Source organism: Pseudomonas sp. CAN1 (assembly GCF_030462585.1).
In the GTDB taxonomy this organism is placed as follows: Bacteria; Pseudomonadota; Gammaproteobacteria; order Pseudomonadales; family Pseudomonadaceae; genus Pseudomonas.
The window spans coordinates 22,889-36,963 of sequence record NZ_JASMRU010000045.1; the positions used below are offsets into that span (position 1 = coordinate 22,889).

17 protein-coding genes and 2 pseudogenes are annotated in these 14,075 nt (G+C 66.5%); 12 read left to right on the plus strand and 7 right to left on the minus strand.

The features are described from left to right. The first annotated feature begins 7 nt into the window (after positions 1-7). Positions 8-808: a DUF4349 domain-containing protein gene (locus tag QO207_RS28985; protein WP_367620492.1), complete on the plus strand. Its 801-nt coding sequence runs from the start codon at positions 8-10 to the stop codon at positions 806-808. A gap of 32 nt (positions 809-840) precedes the next feature. Here the strand turns inward: QO207_RS28985 and QO207_RS28990 are convergent, their stop codons facing one another. Further along, positions 841-1,359 carry a hypothetical protein gene (locus tag QO207_RS28990; protein WP_301535699.1) on the minus strand — a complete coding sequence of 173 codons (519 nt, stop codon included), beginning with the start codon at positions 1,357-1,359 and terminating at the stop codon, positions 841-843. Positions 1,360-1,507: 148 nt separating this feature from the next. Between QO207_RS28990 and QO207_RS28995 the strand changes: the two genes are divergently transcribed. The 10 genes from QO207_RS28995 (at position 1,508) to QO207_RS29040 (ending at position 8,858) form a co-directional block, all read left to right on the plus strand. Then, complete coding sequence (locus QO207_RS28995; protein ID WP_301535700.1) at positions 1,508-1,753, plus strand: type II toxin-antitoxin system CcdA family antitoxin; 246 nt, start codon at positions 1,508-1,510, stop codon at positions 1,751-1,753. After that, on the plus strand, positions 1,753-2,064 hold the full coding sequence (locus tag QO207_RS29000; RefSeq protein ID WP_301535701.1) for a CcdB family protein: 312 nt from the start codon (positions 1,753-1,755) through the stop codon (positions 2,062-2,064). The genes QO207_RS28995 and QO207_RS29000 overlap by 1 nt, the downstream gene beginning before the upstream one ends. Before the next feature lie 37 nt (positions 2,065-2,101). Then, positions 2,102-2,686: an electron transport complex subunit RsxA gene (gene rsxA, locus QO207_RS29005; RefSeq protein ID WP_301535702.1), complete on the plus strand. Its 585-nt coding sequence runs from the start codon at positions 2,102-2,104 to the stop codon at positions 2,684-2,686. Continuing rightward, the gene (gene rsxB, locus QO207_RS29010; RefSeq protein ID WP_301535703.1) at positions 2,683-3,237 is read left to right on the plus strand and encodes an electron transport complex subunit RsxB; all 555 of its coding nucleotides are present in this window, start codon (positions 2,683-2,685) and stop codon (positions 3,235-3,237) included. Before rsxA ends, rsxB begins: the two co-directional genes overlap by 4 nt. Beyond that, positions 3,234-5,555 (plus strand): electron transport complex subunit RsxC, encoded by a 2,322-nt coding sequence (gene rsxC / locus QO207_RS29015; RefSeq protein ID WP_301535704.1) that lies wholly within the window; start codon positions 3,234-3,236, stop codon positions 5,553-5,555. Before rsxB ends, rsxC begins: the two co-directional genes overlap by 4 nt. Further along, positions 5,555-6,595, plus strand: a complete 1,041-nt coding sequence (locus tag QO207_RS29020) for an RnfABCDGE type electron transport complex subunit D (protein WP_301535705.1) — start codon at positions 5,555-5,557, stop codon at positions 6,593-6,595. The genes rsxC and QO207_RS29020 overlap by 1 nt, the downstream gene beginning before the upstream one ends. Continuing rightward, a complete protein-coding gene (gene rsxG / locus QO207_RS29025) occupies positions 6,592-7,227 on the plus strand; it encodes an electron transport complex subunit RsxG (RefSeq protein WP_301535706.1) in 636 nt (211 codons plus the stop codon). The genes QO207_RS29020 and rsxG overlap by 4 nt, the downstream gene beginning before the upstream one ends. Then, complete coding sequence (locus tag QO207_RS29030; RefSeq protein WP_301535707.1) at positions 7,220-7,933, plus strand: electron transport complex subunit E; 714 nt, start codon at positions 7,220-7,222, stop codon at positions 7,931-7,933. Before rsxG ends, QO207_RS29030 begins: the two co-directional genes overlap by 8 nt. Continuing rightward, entirely contained in the window at positions 7,930-8,568 is a 639-nt protein-coding gene (nth, locus tag QO207_RS29035) for an endonuclease III (protein ID WP_301535708.1), read from the plus strand. Before QO207_RS29030 ends, nth begins: the two co-directional genes overlap by 4 nt. 107 nt (positions 8,569-8,675) lie before the next feature. Continuing rightward, the gene (locus QO207_RS29040; RefSeq protein WP_301535709.1) at positions 8,676-8,858 is read left to right on the plus strand and encodes a PA3496 family putative envelope integrity protein; all 183 of its coding nucleotides are present in this window, start codon (positions 8,676-8,678) and stop codon (positions 8,856-8,858) included. A 344-nt stretch (positions 8,859-9,202) separates the two neighbouring features. Here the strand turns inward: QO207_RS29040 and ppnN are convergent, their stop codons facing one another. From ppnN to QO207_RS29055, 3 genes and pseudogenes are all read right to left on the minus strand, one after another. Beyond that, complete coding sequence (gene ppnN, locus QO207_RS29045; protein WP_301535710.1) at positions 9,203-10,597, minus strand: nucleotide 5'-monophosphate nucleosidase PpnN; 1,395 nt, start codon at positions 10,595-10,597, stop codon at positions 9,203-9,205. Positions 10,598-10,881: 284 nt separating this feature from the next. After that, positions 10,882-11,274: a lactoylglutathione lyase gene (gloA, locus tag QO207_RS29050; protein WP_017521018.1), complete on the minus strand. Its 393-nt coding sequence runs from the start codon at positions 11,272-11,274 to the stop codon at positions 10,882-10,884. 156 nt (positions 11,275-11,430) lie between these two features. Further along, positions 11,431-11,733: pseudogene (locus tag QO207_RS29055) on the minus strand (argininosuccinate synthase); the annotation flags it as partial. A 35-nt stretch (positions 11,734-11,768) separates the two neighbouring features. Between QO207_RS29055 and QO207_RS29060 the strand changes: the two are divergent. Continuing rightward, positions 11,769-12,119 (plus strand): annotated as a pseudogene (locus tag QO207_RS29060) (acyl-CoA transferase); the annotation flags it as partial. Here QO207_RS29060 and QO207_RS29065 read toward each other — a convergent pair. The 3 genes from QO207_RS29065 to QO207_RS29075 form a co-directional block, all read right to left on the minus strand. Further along, a complete protein-coding gene (locus QO207_RS29065) occupies positions 12,106-12,672 on the minus strand; it encodes a flavin reductase family protein (protein ID WP_301535711.1) in 567 nt (188 codons plus the stop codon). The pseudogene QO207_RS29060 and the gene QO207_RS29065 sit on opposite strands and share 14 nt — an antisense overlap. 21 nt (positions 12,673-12,693) lie before the next feature. After that, on the minus strand, positions 12,694-13,611 hold the full coding sequence (locus QO207_RS29070) for a bestrophin family protein (RefSeq protein WP_301535712.1): 918 nt from the start codon (positions 13,609-13,611) through the stop codon (positions 12,694-12,696). 142 nt (positions 13,612-13,753) lie between these two features. Then, positions 13,754-14,075 (minus strand): NAD-binding protein (locus QO207_RS29075; protein WP_301535713.1); only part of this gene is annotated, 322 nt, incomplete at its 5' end.

A 14,075-nucleotide genomic window follows, 5' to 3' on the forward strand; every position in this document is an offset into this window, starting at 1 on the left:
GATGAAACTGCACCACTGGGCTGCGCTCCTTCTGAGCGCCGCCCTCGCCGGTTGTAATGCTTCTACCGAGCACGGCGCCGGCTCCGGCGCCGCTTTCCAGGGGGAAGCGGCGAAAGCCGGCTCCTTCCTCGCCTACGAACACCGGGTCGGCATCCGTCTGGCCAGCGAGCGCATCGACGCCCAGCTGGCCGCCTCCCGCGATGCCTGCAGCCAGGACCGCTTCGGCCAGTGCGAGCTGATCGCCATCGAGCAGAGCGGCGACAGCCAGCGACGCAGCGCGCATCTTGTCGTGCGTATCGTCCCCGACGGTGTGGAAAAACTCGTCACCCTCGCCGCCGAGGGCGGCCAACTGCAGAGCCGCAGCACCCAGGCCGAAGACCTTGCCCAGGCCGTCAGCGACAACCAGCAGCTGCGCGACCGCCTGCAGCGCGAATACCAGACCCTGCAAGGCTTCCAGGGCCGTAAGGACATGAGCGTCAGCGACCTGCTGGCTCTCGCCAAGGCCACCGCCGAAGTCGAGCAGCAACTGCACGCCGCCAGTCAGGACGCCGCCCAGCAGCAGCGACGCATCTCCACCAACCTGCTGACCCTGGACTTCTCCAGCGAATACCAGCCCACCGGCCGCTGGTCGCGCATCGGCAATGCCTTCGGCAACTCCCTGGAAGAACTCACCGACGGCACCGTCAACGCCATCCAGGTCGCAGCGTTCGGCCTGCCGCTGCTGGTCGTGTTGCTGATTGGCGGGCTGATCCTGCGCTGGCTGTGGCGCAAGCTCGGCAAGCGGCGCCACACGCACAAGGCCGACTGACTCCGCTCAACGCCAGGGCACCCGCCCTGGCGTTACTGGGCATCCTCGCAATCCACGTCACCACCACCCAGGTGCTCGAAGCCTTCCAGGTAGAGACACGAAGCATCCGACGCGCAGTCCTGCAGTGAGGCGTTGCTCAGGTTGTCCCGTGAGGTGGGGTCGTCCAGGTTCACGTCCGGGAAGATGTCGGCCACCTCCTCCGCCGTCATGATCTTGTCGAAGGTGACATTCACCGACTGCAGGCGGCCGTATTCCCAGTCCAGGTCCACCGCCGCGATGCGCGGATCGAGCTGGCGAACCAGCGTTTCCGGTAGCTGCGGGCCGGCGTAGCTGATGTCAGTGTCATGGCACGCATCGCCCCAGTTGCTCAGCTTCCTGCTGGCTGCGCAGCCGAACTGCGCGTCAGCGTGGCCCGTGCGCTGCTCCAGCAGGCAGGCGAAATCCGCCACGCCCATGCGCGGCCAACTAACGAGGTCGGCGGTGGTGAACGGCGCGGCCGAGGCCAGGCCACTGGAGAACAGCAGGCAGAGGGCGGTGAAGCGTCTGGGCATGGAAGTATCCGTGGAGGGTGCCAAGCGAGTTCGGCAGCCAGCGATATTCCTCCTGCCGACCCCGACGCCGCAACTGCTTTGCGGTGCGTGAAGATTGTTCCGCGCAAGCAATGCGCATAACCTATGCGCATCTACCGTGGAGGTGCCCATGCACACGACCTACGACCCGCAAGCACCGAAGAAGGCCACCAACCTCAGCCTCAACAGCGACCTGCTGAAACAGGCCCGTGAACTGGACGTGAACCTCTCGGCGGTGCTGGAAGAGGCGCTGGCCGATGTGGTCAAGGAGCGCCTGGGCCAGCGCTGGCTGGAGCAGAACCGCGCGGCCATCGATACCTACAACCAGCATGTCGAGGAAACCGGCGTGTTCAGCGATGGCTTGCGGAGCTTCTGATGAAGCAGTTCGACCTCTACCGCAACGCCAACCCGCGCACCCGCGAGGCGATACCGCTGCTGCTGGACGTGCAGAGCGACCTGCTGGCCACGCTGAACACGCGCATGGTGATTCCGCTCAGCCGCGCCCAGGGCCTGGCCGGCATCAATCGGCTGATGCCGGAAGTGCGCGTGGGCGATGAGACGCTCCTGCTGCTGACCCCGCAGATGGCCGGTATCGCGCGCCGCGAGCTGGGCGAGCCAGTGGGCAGCCTGGCGCACCTGCGCCTGGAGATCATCGCCGCCATCGACCTGCTGATCAGCGGAATCTGAACATGAACCGTCCCCGCCCCAGCGCAGGCCGCCAGCCATGAGCGAACTCGCCCTGATCCTGGTCAGCGCCATCCTGGTCAACAACTTCGTGCTGGTGCAGTTCCTCGGCATCTGCCCGTTCATGGGCGTGTCGCGCAAGATCGAGACGGCGCTCGCGCTGGCCCTGGCGACCACCTTCGTCCTGACCCTGGCCTCGGCGCTGGGCTACATCCTGCAGCGCTACGTGCTGCAACCGCTGGACGTGGAATTCCTGCGCACCATCGGCTTCATCCTGGTGATAGCCATCGTCGTGCAGTTCACCGAGCTGCTGGTGAAGAAGACCAGCTCGCTGCTGGCCCGCACGCTGGGTATCTTCCTGCCGCTGACCACCACCAACTGCATCGTGCTCGGTGTGGCGCTGCTGAACGCTCGCCAGAGCGAGTTCGGTTTCCTGCAATCCACCTTCCAGGGCTTCGGCGCTGGGCTGGGCTTCACCCTGGTGCTGGTGCTGTTCGCTGCCCTGCGCGAGCGCATCGCCCTCGCCGACGTGCCCAAACCGTTCAAGGGCGCGGCCATCGGCATGATCACCGCCGGGCTGATGTCCCTGGCGTTCATGGGCTTCAGCGGGCTGCTCAAGCCATGATCGCGGCGCTGCTGATCATCCTGGTTTGTCTTGGTGGCGCCGTGGCGCTGCGCATGGCCTCAGCGCGGGTGAAAGTCGCCGACGAGTCCATCGCCGGGCAGATCAACGACCTGCTGCCGCAGACCCAGTGCGGCCAGTGCGGCTACGCCGGCTGCAAGCCCTACGCCCAGGCCATCGCCGAGGGTGATGCGATCAACAAGTGCCCGCCCGGCGGAGCCGCGACCATCGCCGCCCTTGCCGAGTTGCTGGACGTTGAACCGCTGCCGCTGGACGCCGCAGAAGAGACACCACTGCGCGTGGCCTACATCCGCGAGGCCGAGTGCATCGGCTGCACCAAGTGCATCCGCGCCTGCCCGGTGGACGCCATCGTCGGTGCGGCCAAGCTGATGCACACGGTGATCAGCGACGAATGCACCGGCTGCGACCTGTGCCTGGAGCCCTGCCCGGTGGACTGCATCGAGATGCGCGACCTGCCGCTGCGCGTCGCCGACTGGAAATGGCCGCTGCCGCAGGGCCAGCTGATCCAGACCGACCGGGAGCAGGCGGCATGAACGCGCAGGTCTGGGACTTCCCCGGCGGCCTGACGCTGCCGGCGAACAAGCAGCAGTCCACCGCCACACCAATCCAGCAGCCACCGCTGCCGCGCCGTCTGGTACTGCCGCTGCAACAGCATATCGGCGAGCCTGCCGTGCCCTGCGTCGAAGTCGGCCAGCGCGTGCTCAAGGGCCAACTGATCGCCGAAGCAGGCAGCGCCATCAGCGCCGCGCTGCACGCGCCGACCTCCGGCACCGTGGTCCAGATAAGCGAGCAGCCCTATCCACACAGTTCCGGCCTTTTGGTGCTCGCCATCGTCATCGACAGCGACGGCGCGGATGAATGGACCAAGCTGGAGCCCATCTCCGATTACGCTTCACTCTCCGGGGTCGAGCTTCTACAACGCATTCGGCAGGCGGGCATCACCGGCCTCGGCGGCGCCGGCTTCCCCACCGCCGCCAAGCTGGCCTCCCGCGCCCAGGACGATCTGCACACGCTGATCATCAACGGTGCCGAGTGCGAGCCGTACATCAGCGCCGACGACCTGCTGATGCGCGAGCGCGCCGCCGAACTGGTGCAAGGCATCGAAGTGCTGATGCACATCCTCCAGCCGCAGCAGGTACTGCTCGGCATCGAGGACGACAAGCCCGAGGCCATCGCCGCCATGCAGGCCGCCATCGGTGAACGGTCGATCCGCCTGCAACCAGTCCCCACCCGCTACCCCTCCGGCGGCGAGCGTCAGCTGATCCAGCTGCTCACCGGCCGTGAAGTGCCTGTCGGCGGCCTGCCGGCGGATATCGGCATGCTCTGTGTGAACGTCGGCACCGCCGTCGCCGTGGCCGACGCCGTGCTGCGCGGGCGGCCGCTGATCTCGCGCATCACCACCCTCTCCGGCGCCGCGCTGGCGCGTCCGTGCAACGTCGAAGCGCTGCTCGGCACGCCCGTGGGCGAGCTGCTGGAGTTCGCTGGTCTCGACCACGCCAAGCTGGACCGTCTGCTCCTCGGCGGCCCGCTGATGGGCGACAGTCTGCCGTCACTGGACGTGCCGCTGATCAAGACCGCCAACTGCCTGCTGGCCGCCACGCGCGAGGAACTGCCGGCCCCGGCACAGGCGATGCCCTGCATCCGCTGTGGCGACTGCGCGCAGGTCTGCCCTGCCAGCCTGCTGCCGCAGCAGCTGTATTTTTTCGCCGAGGACCACCAGCAACTCCTCGCGCACAACCTGTTCGACTGCATCGAATGCGGCGCCTGCGCCTACGTCTGCCCGTCGAGCATTCCGCTGGTGCAGTACTACCGCGCCGCCAAGGGCGAGATTCGCGAATTGGAGCAGCGCCAGTTGAAGGCCGAACAGTCGCGCCTGCGCTTCGAGCAACGCCAGGAACGCCTGCGCCGCGAGGAAGAACAGCGCGCTGTCGACCGCCTGGCCCGCCAGGAACGTGCGGCACGCGCGCAGGAAGACCAGGCCGAAATCGAGACGCCCAGCGCGCCGGCGGCGCAATCGGTGATCGAGCGGGTGAAGGCCGAGAAAGCCGTGGGCAACGCGCCCGACCAGCTCAAGCGGCTGAAGATCGACGCCAGCATGGCCCAGGTCGCGCTGAACAAGGCCGAGAAGCAACTGGCCAGCCATGACACCGAGCAGCTGCGCAGCCAGGTGGCCGAGCTGCGCATCGCCGCCGCCGAGGCGAAAGCCGCACTGGCGGCTGCCGAAGCACAAAGCGCCAGCGCAGAGCCAACGACCGCTGCCGCCCCCGTCTCGGACGAAGCGGCGCAGAAGAAAGCGAAAATCGATGCCGCCATGGCCCGCGCCCAGTTGAAGAAGTCCGAGAAGGCTTTCGGTGAGTCACCCAGTGACGAGCAGCGCGCCACCCTCGCCTCGTTGCGCGCGGACGTCGAGCGCATCGAACGCCAACTCAACCAGTTGCAGGGGATCGACATGCCAACCGAATCGAAGACCGAGCAGCCCGTCGACGGCGTGCTCGCCCTGCGCCAGGCCAAGCTGGTCTACATCGCCCAGCGCGATGCCCTGCGCGCCGCCGAACGCGAAGGCGCATCCGCCGAAGAACTGGCCGTGATTCGCCAGACTCTCGCCGCCGCGGAAGCCGCCCTGCACGCCGCCGAGGATGCCAGCGGCAAGGCGCCGCCGGACCTGGTGCGTACCGACAAGCGCCCGATTACCGATGCCCTGCGTGCCGCCAAGACCGAACTGGCCTACGCCCGTGCCGACCTGAAGAAGCTCGAGCGCGAAGGCGCTGGCGAAGCGGCGCTGGCCACTGCCCGCGAGCGCCTACAAGCGGCGGAACGTGCCGTCGCCGATGCCAGCGGCGAGGCGCCCTGATGAAGCTGCCCCGCATCAGCTCGCCCCACGCCACAGGCGCCAACCGCATGCAGCGAGTCATGCTGACGCTGCTGGCCGCCTGTGCTCCGGGTGCGCTGGTACTGATCGGCCTGTACGGCGTCGGCACCCTGTTCAACCTGCTCTGGTGCAGCCTGCTCGCCCTCGCCACCGAAGCGCTGATGCTCAAGCTGCGCGACCGCCCAGTGGCATTCTTCCTCAAGGACGGCAGTGCGCTGGTCACCGCCGTGCTGCTCGCCCTGGCCCTGCCGCCCTACTCGCCCTGGTGGCTGAGCGCGGTGGCCACGGTGTTCGCGCTGATCTTCGGCAAGCACCTGTACGGCGGCCTCGGGCAGAACCCGTTCAACCCGGCGATGGTCGGCTACGCGGTAGTGCTGGTGTCCTTCCCGCAGCAGATGAGCCAGTGGCCGGCGGCGGACAGCGCCCTCGGTTTCGCCGAGGGCCTGCGGCAGATATTCGGCTTCGCAAGCCAGGGCCCGGACGCCTGGGTAGGCGCCACGGCACTGGACGTGGTGCGCAACAATCACAGCCTGACCATGGAAGAACTGCTGGCGCAGTCCCCCGCCTTCGGCCATTTCGGCGGGCACGGCGTGGAGCTGGTCAACCTGGCCTTCCTCGCCGGCGGGCTGTTCCTGCTCTGGCGCAAGCTGTTCACCTGGCACGCGCCGGTGGGCATGCTCGGCGGCCTGTTCGTCATGAGCCTGCTGTTCTGGAACGGCAGCGGCTCCGACTCCCATGGCTCGCCGCTGCTGCACCTGTTCAGCGGCGCCACCATGCTGGGCGCCTTCTTCATCGTCACCGACCCGGTCTCCGGCGCCACCAGCAACCGCGGCCGGCTGCTGTTCGGCATCGGTGTCGGCGTGCTCACCTTCGTGATCCGCGCCTGGGGCGGCTACCCCGACGGCCTGGCCTTCGCCGTGCTGCTGATGAACCTCGCCGCGCCGACCCTCGACTACTTCACCCGCCCGCGCACCTACGGGCACAAGAAGCCCGAGCGCGGCTTCAAGGCGGGTGACCGATGAACCGTGCACTGTTGAAGAACGCCATGGCGCTGGGCCTGCTCGCGGTGGTAGCCGCCGGAGTGGTGGCGACCGTTCACCAGTTCACCGCCCTGCGCATCGACACCGCCCAGCGCGAAGCACATGGCCGCACGCTGCTGGAGCTGCTGCCCGCGGGGAGCTACGACAACCATCCACTGGAGACCGAAGTCAGCGCCTTCGATCCCAAGCTGCTGGGCCGCGACGAGCCGGTGCCGGCCTACATCGCCCGGTTGCAGGGGCAGACCACGGCGGTCGTGCTGCAGCCCGTGGCGCGGGATGGTTACGGCGGCTCGATCCAGCTGCTGGTGGGCGTAACCGCGCAAGGTCGCCTGCTTGGCGTGCGCGTGGTGGCGCACCATGAGACACCCGGCCAGGGCGACCGCATCGAGCTGGGCAAGAGCAACTGGCTGCACGGCTTCGACGGCCGCTCGCTGGGCGACCCGGCCGATGCCGGCTGGAAGGTGAAGAAGGACGGCGGCCAGTTCGACCAGTTCGCCGGTGCCACCGTGACCCCGCGCGCGGTGGTCAAGGCCACGCACCTGGCGCTGCAGTACTTCGACGCCCATAAAGCCGAGCTGCTCGCCCCTGCCACTTCGGGAGACAGTCATGAGTAATCCCGGCTACCGCGAAATCGCCCTGCAGGGTCTGTGGAAGAACAACCCCGGCCTGGTGCAGTTGCTCGGCCTGTGTCCACTGCTGGGCACCAGCAGCTCCATGGTCAACGCCCTTGGCCTCGGGCTGGCGACTATCTTCGTGCTGGTCTGCTCCAGCGTCGCTGTATCGCTGATCCGTGGCACGCTGAGCGAAGCCGTGCGCCTGCCGGCCTTCCTGCTGGTCATCGCCACCCTGACCACCTGCGTCGAACTGCTGATGCAGGCCTGGCGCTACGAGCTGTACCAGGTGCTGGGCATCTTCGTGCCGCTGATCACCACCAACTGCGTGATCCTCGGCCGCGCCGAGTCCTTCGCCGTCCACAACAATGTCGCGCGCTCGGCCTTCGACGGGCTGATGATGGGGCTGGGCTTCGCCCTGGTCCTGCTGGCCATCGGCACCCTGCGCGAACTGCTCGGCCATGGCACCCTGCTGGCTGGCATGGACTTGCTGTTCGGCCCCGGCGCCGCCAACTGGAAACTGCAGATTCCCGGCTACCAGGGCCTGCTGCTGGCCGTGTTGCCGCCCGGCGCCTTCCTGGTGCTGGGCCTGCTGCTTGCACTGAAGAACCGTATTGATGAAAGCCTGGCGGACCGCGCCAAGGCGCCAGCGGGCGACGCACCCGCGACCGAGCGCCAACGCGTCCGCGTGACCGGAGTAATCGAATGAATGCCGCCAAGCGCGCGGAGATTTTCCGCCGACTCAAGGAAGACAATCCCAACCCCGAAACCGAGCTGGCCTACAGCACGCCCTTCGAGCTGCTGATCGCCGTGCTGCTGTCCGCCCAGGCCACCGACGTCGGGGTGAACAAGGCCACCGCCAAGCTCTACCCGGTGGCCAATACCCCGGAGACGATCTACGCCCTCGGCGTGGAAGGCCTGTCGGAGTACATCAAGACCATCGGCCTGTACAACAGCAAGGCGAAGAACACCATCGAGACCTGCCGCATCCTCATCGAGAAGCACGGAGGCCAGGTGCCGGAGAACCGCGAAGACCTCGAAGCCCTGCCGGGCGTGGGGCGCAAGACCGCCAACGTGGTGCTCAACACGGCTTTCCGACAGCCGGCGATGGCGGTGGACACCCACATCTTCCGCGTTTCCAACCGCACCAATATCGCGCCGGGGCGCAATGTGCTGGAAGTGGAGCGCAAGCTGCTCAAGTTCGTGCCCAGGGAATACCTGCTGGATGCCCACCACTGGCTGATCCTGCATGGGCGCTATGTCTGCAAGGCCCGCAAGCCGCAGTGCGGCAGTTGCCGGATCGAAGACCTGTGCGAGTTCAAGCACAAGACTTCGGACGATTGAGCGTTATGGGAAAATTCCTTCAGCTCGATTGAAAAAATCTTTTTTACCGCCCACTCCTTTGTCGCTATAAGGGGCGCCAACACACCCCGTGTTGTGGAGTGCACCGAATGGCAAACGACAAAGAAGACCTCGAACTCGAGGACGATGTCAGCACAGACGACAGCGATGACAACGCAGAAGCATCGCCAGAGGTCGCCAAGACCAACCTGACCAAGCGCCGCATCATCGACAACTACCTGGAAGAACGTCGCCTGCAGCGCCAATTGTCCGACTACGATTTCGATCTGTAAGCCTGCTCCTGAAAGAAGTACCTGCATGAAAAAGCCCCGCATTCTGGCGGGGCTTTTTGTTTTCTGCTGCTTGGAATCGGGCCCTGCGCGCGATCGCGGCATGGCCGCTTACAGGTCAAGAGCCCCTCACCCTAACCCTCTCCCGCAAGCGGGAGAGGGGACTGTTCGGTGCAGGTTGAAACCACAGCATCAGCCGGCACCACCTACCCCCTCTCCCTCCAGGAGAGGGCTGGGGTGAGGGCAAGTCTCGGCACCGTGCCCGCCGGCTTCCCTCACCCTGACCCTGGCTACGCGCCCCGCTCAGAGGGAGAGGGGACTGTCCCCTGCCAAGCGCAGGCTCTCAGTCAGTCGGCCATTGCCGGACTGCGCTGCACCACCCGATAGCACGGCTCATACGCCGCCCCGCCCGGCAACTTCATCCGGTGCTGTTCGACGAAAGCCTGCAGCAACTCATCCAGCGGCTCCATGATCGCCGCGTCACCGTGGATCTCGTACGGGCCGAACTCCTCGATCATGCGGATGCCATGCTCCTTCACGTTGCCGGCGACGATGCCGGAGAACGCCCGGCGCAGGTTCGCCGCCAGCTCATGGGGCGGCACGTCGCGGCCAAGGTCCAGGCTCGCCATGTTCTCGTGGGTCGGTTCGAACGGGCGCTGGAAGCCCTCGTCGATCTTCAGCAGCCAGTTGAAGTGGTAAGCGTCATTGCGCTCGCGGCGGAACTGCTTGACCCGCTTCAGCCCCTGGCTCATCTCCCGCGCCACTTCCGCCGGGTCGTCGATGATTATGCGGTAGCGCTGCTGGGCTGCCTCGCCCAGGGTCGCGCCGACGAAGGCGTGCAGCTGCTCGATATAGGCGGCGGCGCTGCGCGGGCCGGTGAGCACCAGGGGGAACGGCATGTCCTGGTTTTCCGGGTGCATGAGGATGCCCAGCAGGTAGAGGAACTCCTCCGCCGTGCCGACGCCGCCGGGGAACACGATGATGCCGTGGCCGATGCGGACGAAGGCCTCCAGGCGCTTCTCGATGTCCGGCAGGATCACCAGCTCGTTGACGATCGGGTTCGGCGCCTCGGCGGCGATGATCCCCGGCTCGGTCAGGCCCAGGTAGCGGCCGTCGGTGATGCGCTGCTTGGCGTGGCCGATGGTGGCGCCCTTCATCGGCCCCTTCATCACCCCCGGGCCGCAACCGGTGCACACGTCGAGGCTGCGCAGGCCCAGCTCGTGGCCGACCTTCTTGGTGTACTTGTACTCGTTGGTGCTGATGGAGTGGCCGCCCCAGCAGACGACGATCTTCGGCTCGACGCCAGCGTGCAGGGCACGGGCGTTGCGCAGCAGGTGGAAGACGTAGTCGGTGATGCCGGCCGAGCTGTCCAGGCCGAAGCGCCGGCTGTTCAGCGCGTTCTGCGTGTAGACGATGTCGCGCAGGGCGCTGAAGAGCATCTCGCGGGTGCTGGCGATCATCTCGCCGTCGACGAAGGCGTCGGCCGGCGCGTTGAACAGCTCCAGACGCACGCCGCGGTCCTGCTGGTGGATTTCCAGCTCGAAGTCGCGGTAGGCGTCGAGGATGTGCTTGGCGTTGTCGATCTGCGTGCCGGTGTTGAGGATGGCCAGGGCACACTGGCGGAAGAGCTTGTAGGTGCTGCCCGAGCCGGCTTCGCTGAGCTGGTGGACTTCACGCTGGGAGAGGGTTTCGAGGCTGCCCTTGGGGCTGACCGAGGCGTTGTTTACCGGTCTTGGGGACATGCTGTATTCCTTGACGATGGAAGCCGGGCGCGGTGGCGCGGGCTTTCCGATAAATCGATGCGGCCGTCCATTCGGCCGTCACTGCCGGGGGCTTCGCGGCGGGGATTCTCCGGCCCGCAACGTGCTCCTTCTGACTGTGACAAGCGAATGGCGGAAACTGCTTCCGCAATCGACGCGTCCGGCGTCGATGCCCCTTGAGTATGAACGCTGTGGTGACTTTCTGATGACAGCCGGAAAAGAAAAACCCCGCCGGATGGGCGGGGTTCTCTAGATCAGGCGAAGGATCAGTCCTTGCGCTGCGGGCTCAGCAGCTCGATCTTGTAGCCGTCCGGATCTTCGACGAAGGCCAGGATGCTGGTGCCGTGCTTCATCGGGCCCGGCTCGCGGGTGATCTTGCCGCCACGGGAGCGGATGTCCTCGCAGGCCTTGTAGACGTCGGCCACTTCCAGGGCGATATGGCCGTAGCCGGTGCCCAGCTCGTACTTGTCCACGCCCCAGTTGTAGGTCAGCTCGATGACGCTGTTGTCGTCTTCGTTGCCGTAGCCGACGAAGGCCAGGGTGAACTGGCCGTCCGGGTAATCCTTGCGGCGCAGCAGGGTCATGCCCAGGACTTCGGTGTAGAAGGCGATGGATTTGTCCATGTCGCCGACGCGCAGCATGGTGTGCAGCAGTCTCATCGATTCTTTCCTCATCAGGTGCCCGGTTGGCGGGCTTATAAACACAAACCCCGGCTCGTGGCCGGGGATTGTTGTTCTACTGTAGGAGCGAGCTTGCTCGCGAACCACGCAAAAAGCAAAAGCTTCGCGAGCAAGCTCGCTCCTACACAGGGCCGCTTAGAACAACTTGCGGCCCTTGTTCGCGGCAATACGCATGCGCAGCGCGTTGAGCTTGATGAAGCCAGCAGCATCAGCCTGGTTGTAGGCGCCGCCGTCTTCCTCGAAGGTCGCGATGTTGGCATCGAACAGCGAGTCGTCGGACTTGCGGCCGACCACGATGACGTTGCCCTTGTACAGCTTCAGGCGCACGACGCCGTTCACGTGCTCCTGGGAGGCATCGATCATCTGCTGGAGCATTTCGCGCTCCGGGCTCCACCAGTAGCCGGTGTAGATCAGCTTGGCGTAGCGCGGCATCAGCTCGAGTCGGGCAGCGCTGGCGCGGCGAAGACAAGCCGGTTCCACTGCCAGTCCAAGCGCTGGATCACGCCACGGGTTATCTGATTGCTGCGGCAGTGCTACGTGGGCTGGCAGAGCGTCGGCGTAGCGGGCGTGGCAGTCGCTGGCGCCTGTCGCTGGCGCGTACTGCGCAGTTCCTGCTGGAAGCGGGGGCGCCGCCTGCTGCGGCAGCGGAGCTGGCCGCGGAGACGGGGGCTGATCTGGCGCCGGGAATCGAAACCACTCCCTGGGGCTACGCGCGCCGCCTGCGCCCGCCGCTGCAGGTGGCGGGGGCGCCGCAGTACTGGGATCTGCCGGCATCCGAGCTGGGCTCGGCGCCGGCACAGTGGCAGCCGGTCAGCCCCGACTGACCTGGAACGCTTCGCCGGTGGCGAAGAAGGCGCCGCCGGCCTGGTAGTGGATGGTGCGCAGCTCGTCGCTGGGGAAATGCCAGCGACCATTGGAGAAGGCACGCTCATCGGCGTAGGCGGCAACCACCTCGGCGATGAACAGGTCGTACTTCTCCTGGTTGTGCGGCTCGCTGATCACCTTGCATTCCAGATAGGCCACGCAGCCATCGACGATCGGTGCCTCGACCAGCTTCGCGCGGGACGTGCGGATATCCAGCTGCTCGAACTTGTTGCCTTCACCGCCGTTGCTCGAACCCACCGCCAGAGTCAGCTCGGCTTGCTGGCGGGTCGGCAGCTGGATGACGAAGGCGCCGGAGCCTTCCACCAGGTGACGCGACCAGGTGTTGCGGTCGAGTACCAGCATCAGCTTGGGCGGATCGAAGTCCAGCGGCATCACCCAGGCGGCGGCCATGACGTTGGCGACGCCGTCATGCTCGCTGGTGACGATGGTGCTCGGGCCGTGGTTGAGCAGCAGGTAGGCCTTGTTCAGCGGCACGTCTTTCAGGTGGTTCATTCAGTGGTCCTCAGGGCCGGATCAGAGCAGCAGGCCGTCCACCGGCTTCAGCGGTTCGGGCAGGTCGGTCTCGCCGAGGATTTCCAGCACGGCGATTTCCAGGTTGCGGCTCATGGCGTCCAGCGGCAGGTCGTTGGGTTGGGTGTCGAACGGATCGGCGATCTGGTCGCCCAGGGCGTCCAGGCCGAAGAAGGTGTAGGCCAGCACGCACACCGCCAGTGGGGTGAACCAGCCGATGCTGTCCACCAGGCAGAAGGGCAGCAGGAAGCAGTAGACGTGCACGATGCGGTGCAGCATCAGGATGTAGGGGTAGGGAATCGGCGTGTTGCGGATGCGCTCGCAGCCGCCCAGCACGTAGGACAGCCGGGTCATCTGCTGGTCGATGGCGGTCAGGCTGATGTCGCTGGCGCCACTGGCGCGGCCGCGCTCGGCGAAGCGCTGGCCGAGGCTGGCGAGCAGCACGTTGGTCGGGCTGCGGCTGGTGGCCAGCGCGGCAGCCTCGTCGCCCATCAGCCGGCGCACGTCTTCGCTCTGCGGGTTGCCGCGCAACTGGTCGCGCAGGGCGTAGGTGAAGGCGATCAGCTGGTTACCCAGTTGGCGACGGCCTGCGCTGTCCAGTTCCGGCAGCAGCGAGCGGGCCTGGCGCGCCAGGTTGCGGGTCACGATCAGCAGTTCGCCCCAGAGCGTGCGGGCCTCCCAGAAGCGCTGGTAGGCGACGTTGTTGCGGAAGCCGAGGAAGATCGCCAGCGTCAGGCCCCAGAGGGTGAAGGGCGTGGAGGTGAGGATCACCTTGTAGTGGTAGAGCGTGCCGTGGGTGGCGACTACCAGCGAGCTGAGCAGCACCGTGTACAGCACTTTGCGCCAGATGGCCGGGATGATCGACCCCTTGAGGGAGAACAGCAGGACCCAGAGTGTCGGGGTTTGCGGGCGGAGGATCATCGGCGGCATCCGGTGGGGCGGAGCGCGCATGATAGCCGAGATAGGTGGGTTGCTGGGGTAGGTGTAGGAGCGGACTCCGTCCGCGATAGGTCCGCATCGCGCCGGAGACCATCGCGGACGAAGTCCGCTCCTACGCAGGGTTTCAGCTTTGTTCGTAAAGCTTGACGATGGCGGAGAAGTCCAGCTGACCGTTGCCCAGGTTGCTGAAGGTCTGGAACAGTTGCTGGGCCAGCGCGCCGAGTAGCACGGGCTGGCGCACCTGGCGGGCCGCCTCGCTGGCCAGGCCCAGGTCCTTGAGCATCAGGTCGGTGCCGAAGCCGCCGCTGTATCCGCGCGCCGCCGGGGCGCCGGTGAGCGGGTTGTTCACTTCCGAGCTCCAGCAGCGGCCGCTGGAGGTGTTGATGATGCCGGCCAGCACTTCTGCATCCATGCCCAGCTTCACGCCCAGGGACATGGCTTCCGCC

Excerpts from the sequence above, each read along its gene's own strand:
- nth (WP_301535708.1), top strand. The coding sequence starts at position 7,930 with ATGAATGCCGCCAAGCGCGCGGAGATTTTCCGCCGACTCAAGGAAGAC.
- QO207_RS29020 (WP_301535705.1), top strand. The coding sequence starts at position 5,555 with ATGAAGCTGCCCCGCATCAGCTCGCCCCACGCCACAGGCGCCAACCGC.
- QO207_RS28995 (WP_301535700.1), top strand. The coding sequence starts at position 1,508 with ATGCACACGACCTACGACCCGCAAGCACCGAAGAAGGCCACCAACCTC.
- QO207_RS29030 (WP_301535707.1), top strand. The coding sequence starts at position 7,220 with ATGAGTAATCCCGGCTACCGCGAAATCGCCCTGCAGGGTCTGTGGAAG.
- QO207_RS29040 (WP_301535709.1), top strand. The coding sequence starts at position 8,676 with ATGGCAAACGACAAAGAAGACCTCGAACTCGAGGACGATGTCAGCACA.
- rsxG (WP_301535706.1), top strand. The coding sequence starts at position 6,592 with ATGAACCGTGCACTGTTGAAGAACGCCATGGCGCTGGGCCTGCTCGCG.
- QO207_RS29065 (WP_301535711.1), bottom strand. The coding sequence starts at position 12,672 with ATGAACCACCTGAAAGACGTGCCGCTGAACAAGGCCTACCTGCTGCTC.
- rsxB (WP_301535703.1), top strand. The coding sequence starts at position 2,683 with ATGATCGCGGCGCTGCTGATCATCCTGGTTTGTCTTGGTGGCGCCGTG.
- rsxA (WP_301535702.1), top strand. The coding sequence starts at position 2,102 with ATGAGCGAACTCGCCCTGATCCTGGTCAGCGCCATCCTGGTCAACAAC.
- QO207_RS28990 (WP_301535699.1), bottom strand. The coding sequence starts at position 1,359 with ATGCCCAGACGCTTCACCGCCCTCTGCCTGCTGTTCTCCAGTGGCCTG.
- QO207_RS29000 (WP_301535701.1), top strand. The coding sequence starts at position 1,753 with ATGAAGCAGTTCGACCTCTACCGCAACGCCAACCCGCGCACCCGCGAG.
- rsxC (WP_301535704.1), top strand. The coding sequence starts at position 3,234 with ATGAACGCGCAGGTCTGGGACTTCCCCGGCGGCCTGACGCTGCCGGCG.
- gloA (WP_017521018.1), bottom strand. The coding sequence starts at position 11,274 with ATGAGACTGCTGCACACCATGCTGCGCGTCGGCGACATGGACAAATCC.
- QO207_RS29070 (WP_301535712.1), bottom strand. The coding sequence starts at position 13,611 with ATGATCCTCCGCCCGCAAACCCCGACACTCTGGGTCCTGCTGTTCTCC.
- ppnN (WP_301535710.1), bottom strand. The coding sequence starts at position 10,597 with ATGTCCCCAAGACCGGTAAACAACGCCTCGGTCAGCCCCAAGGGCAGC.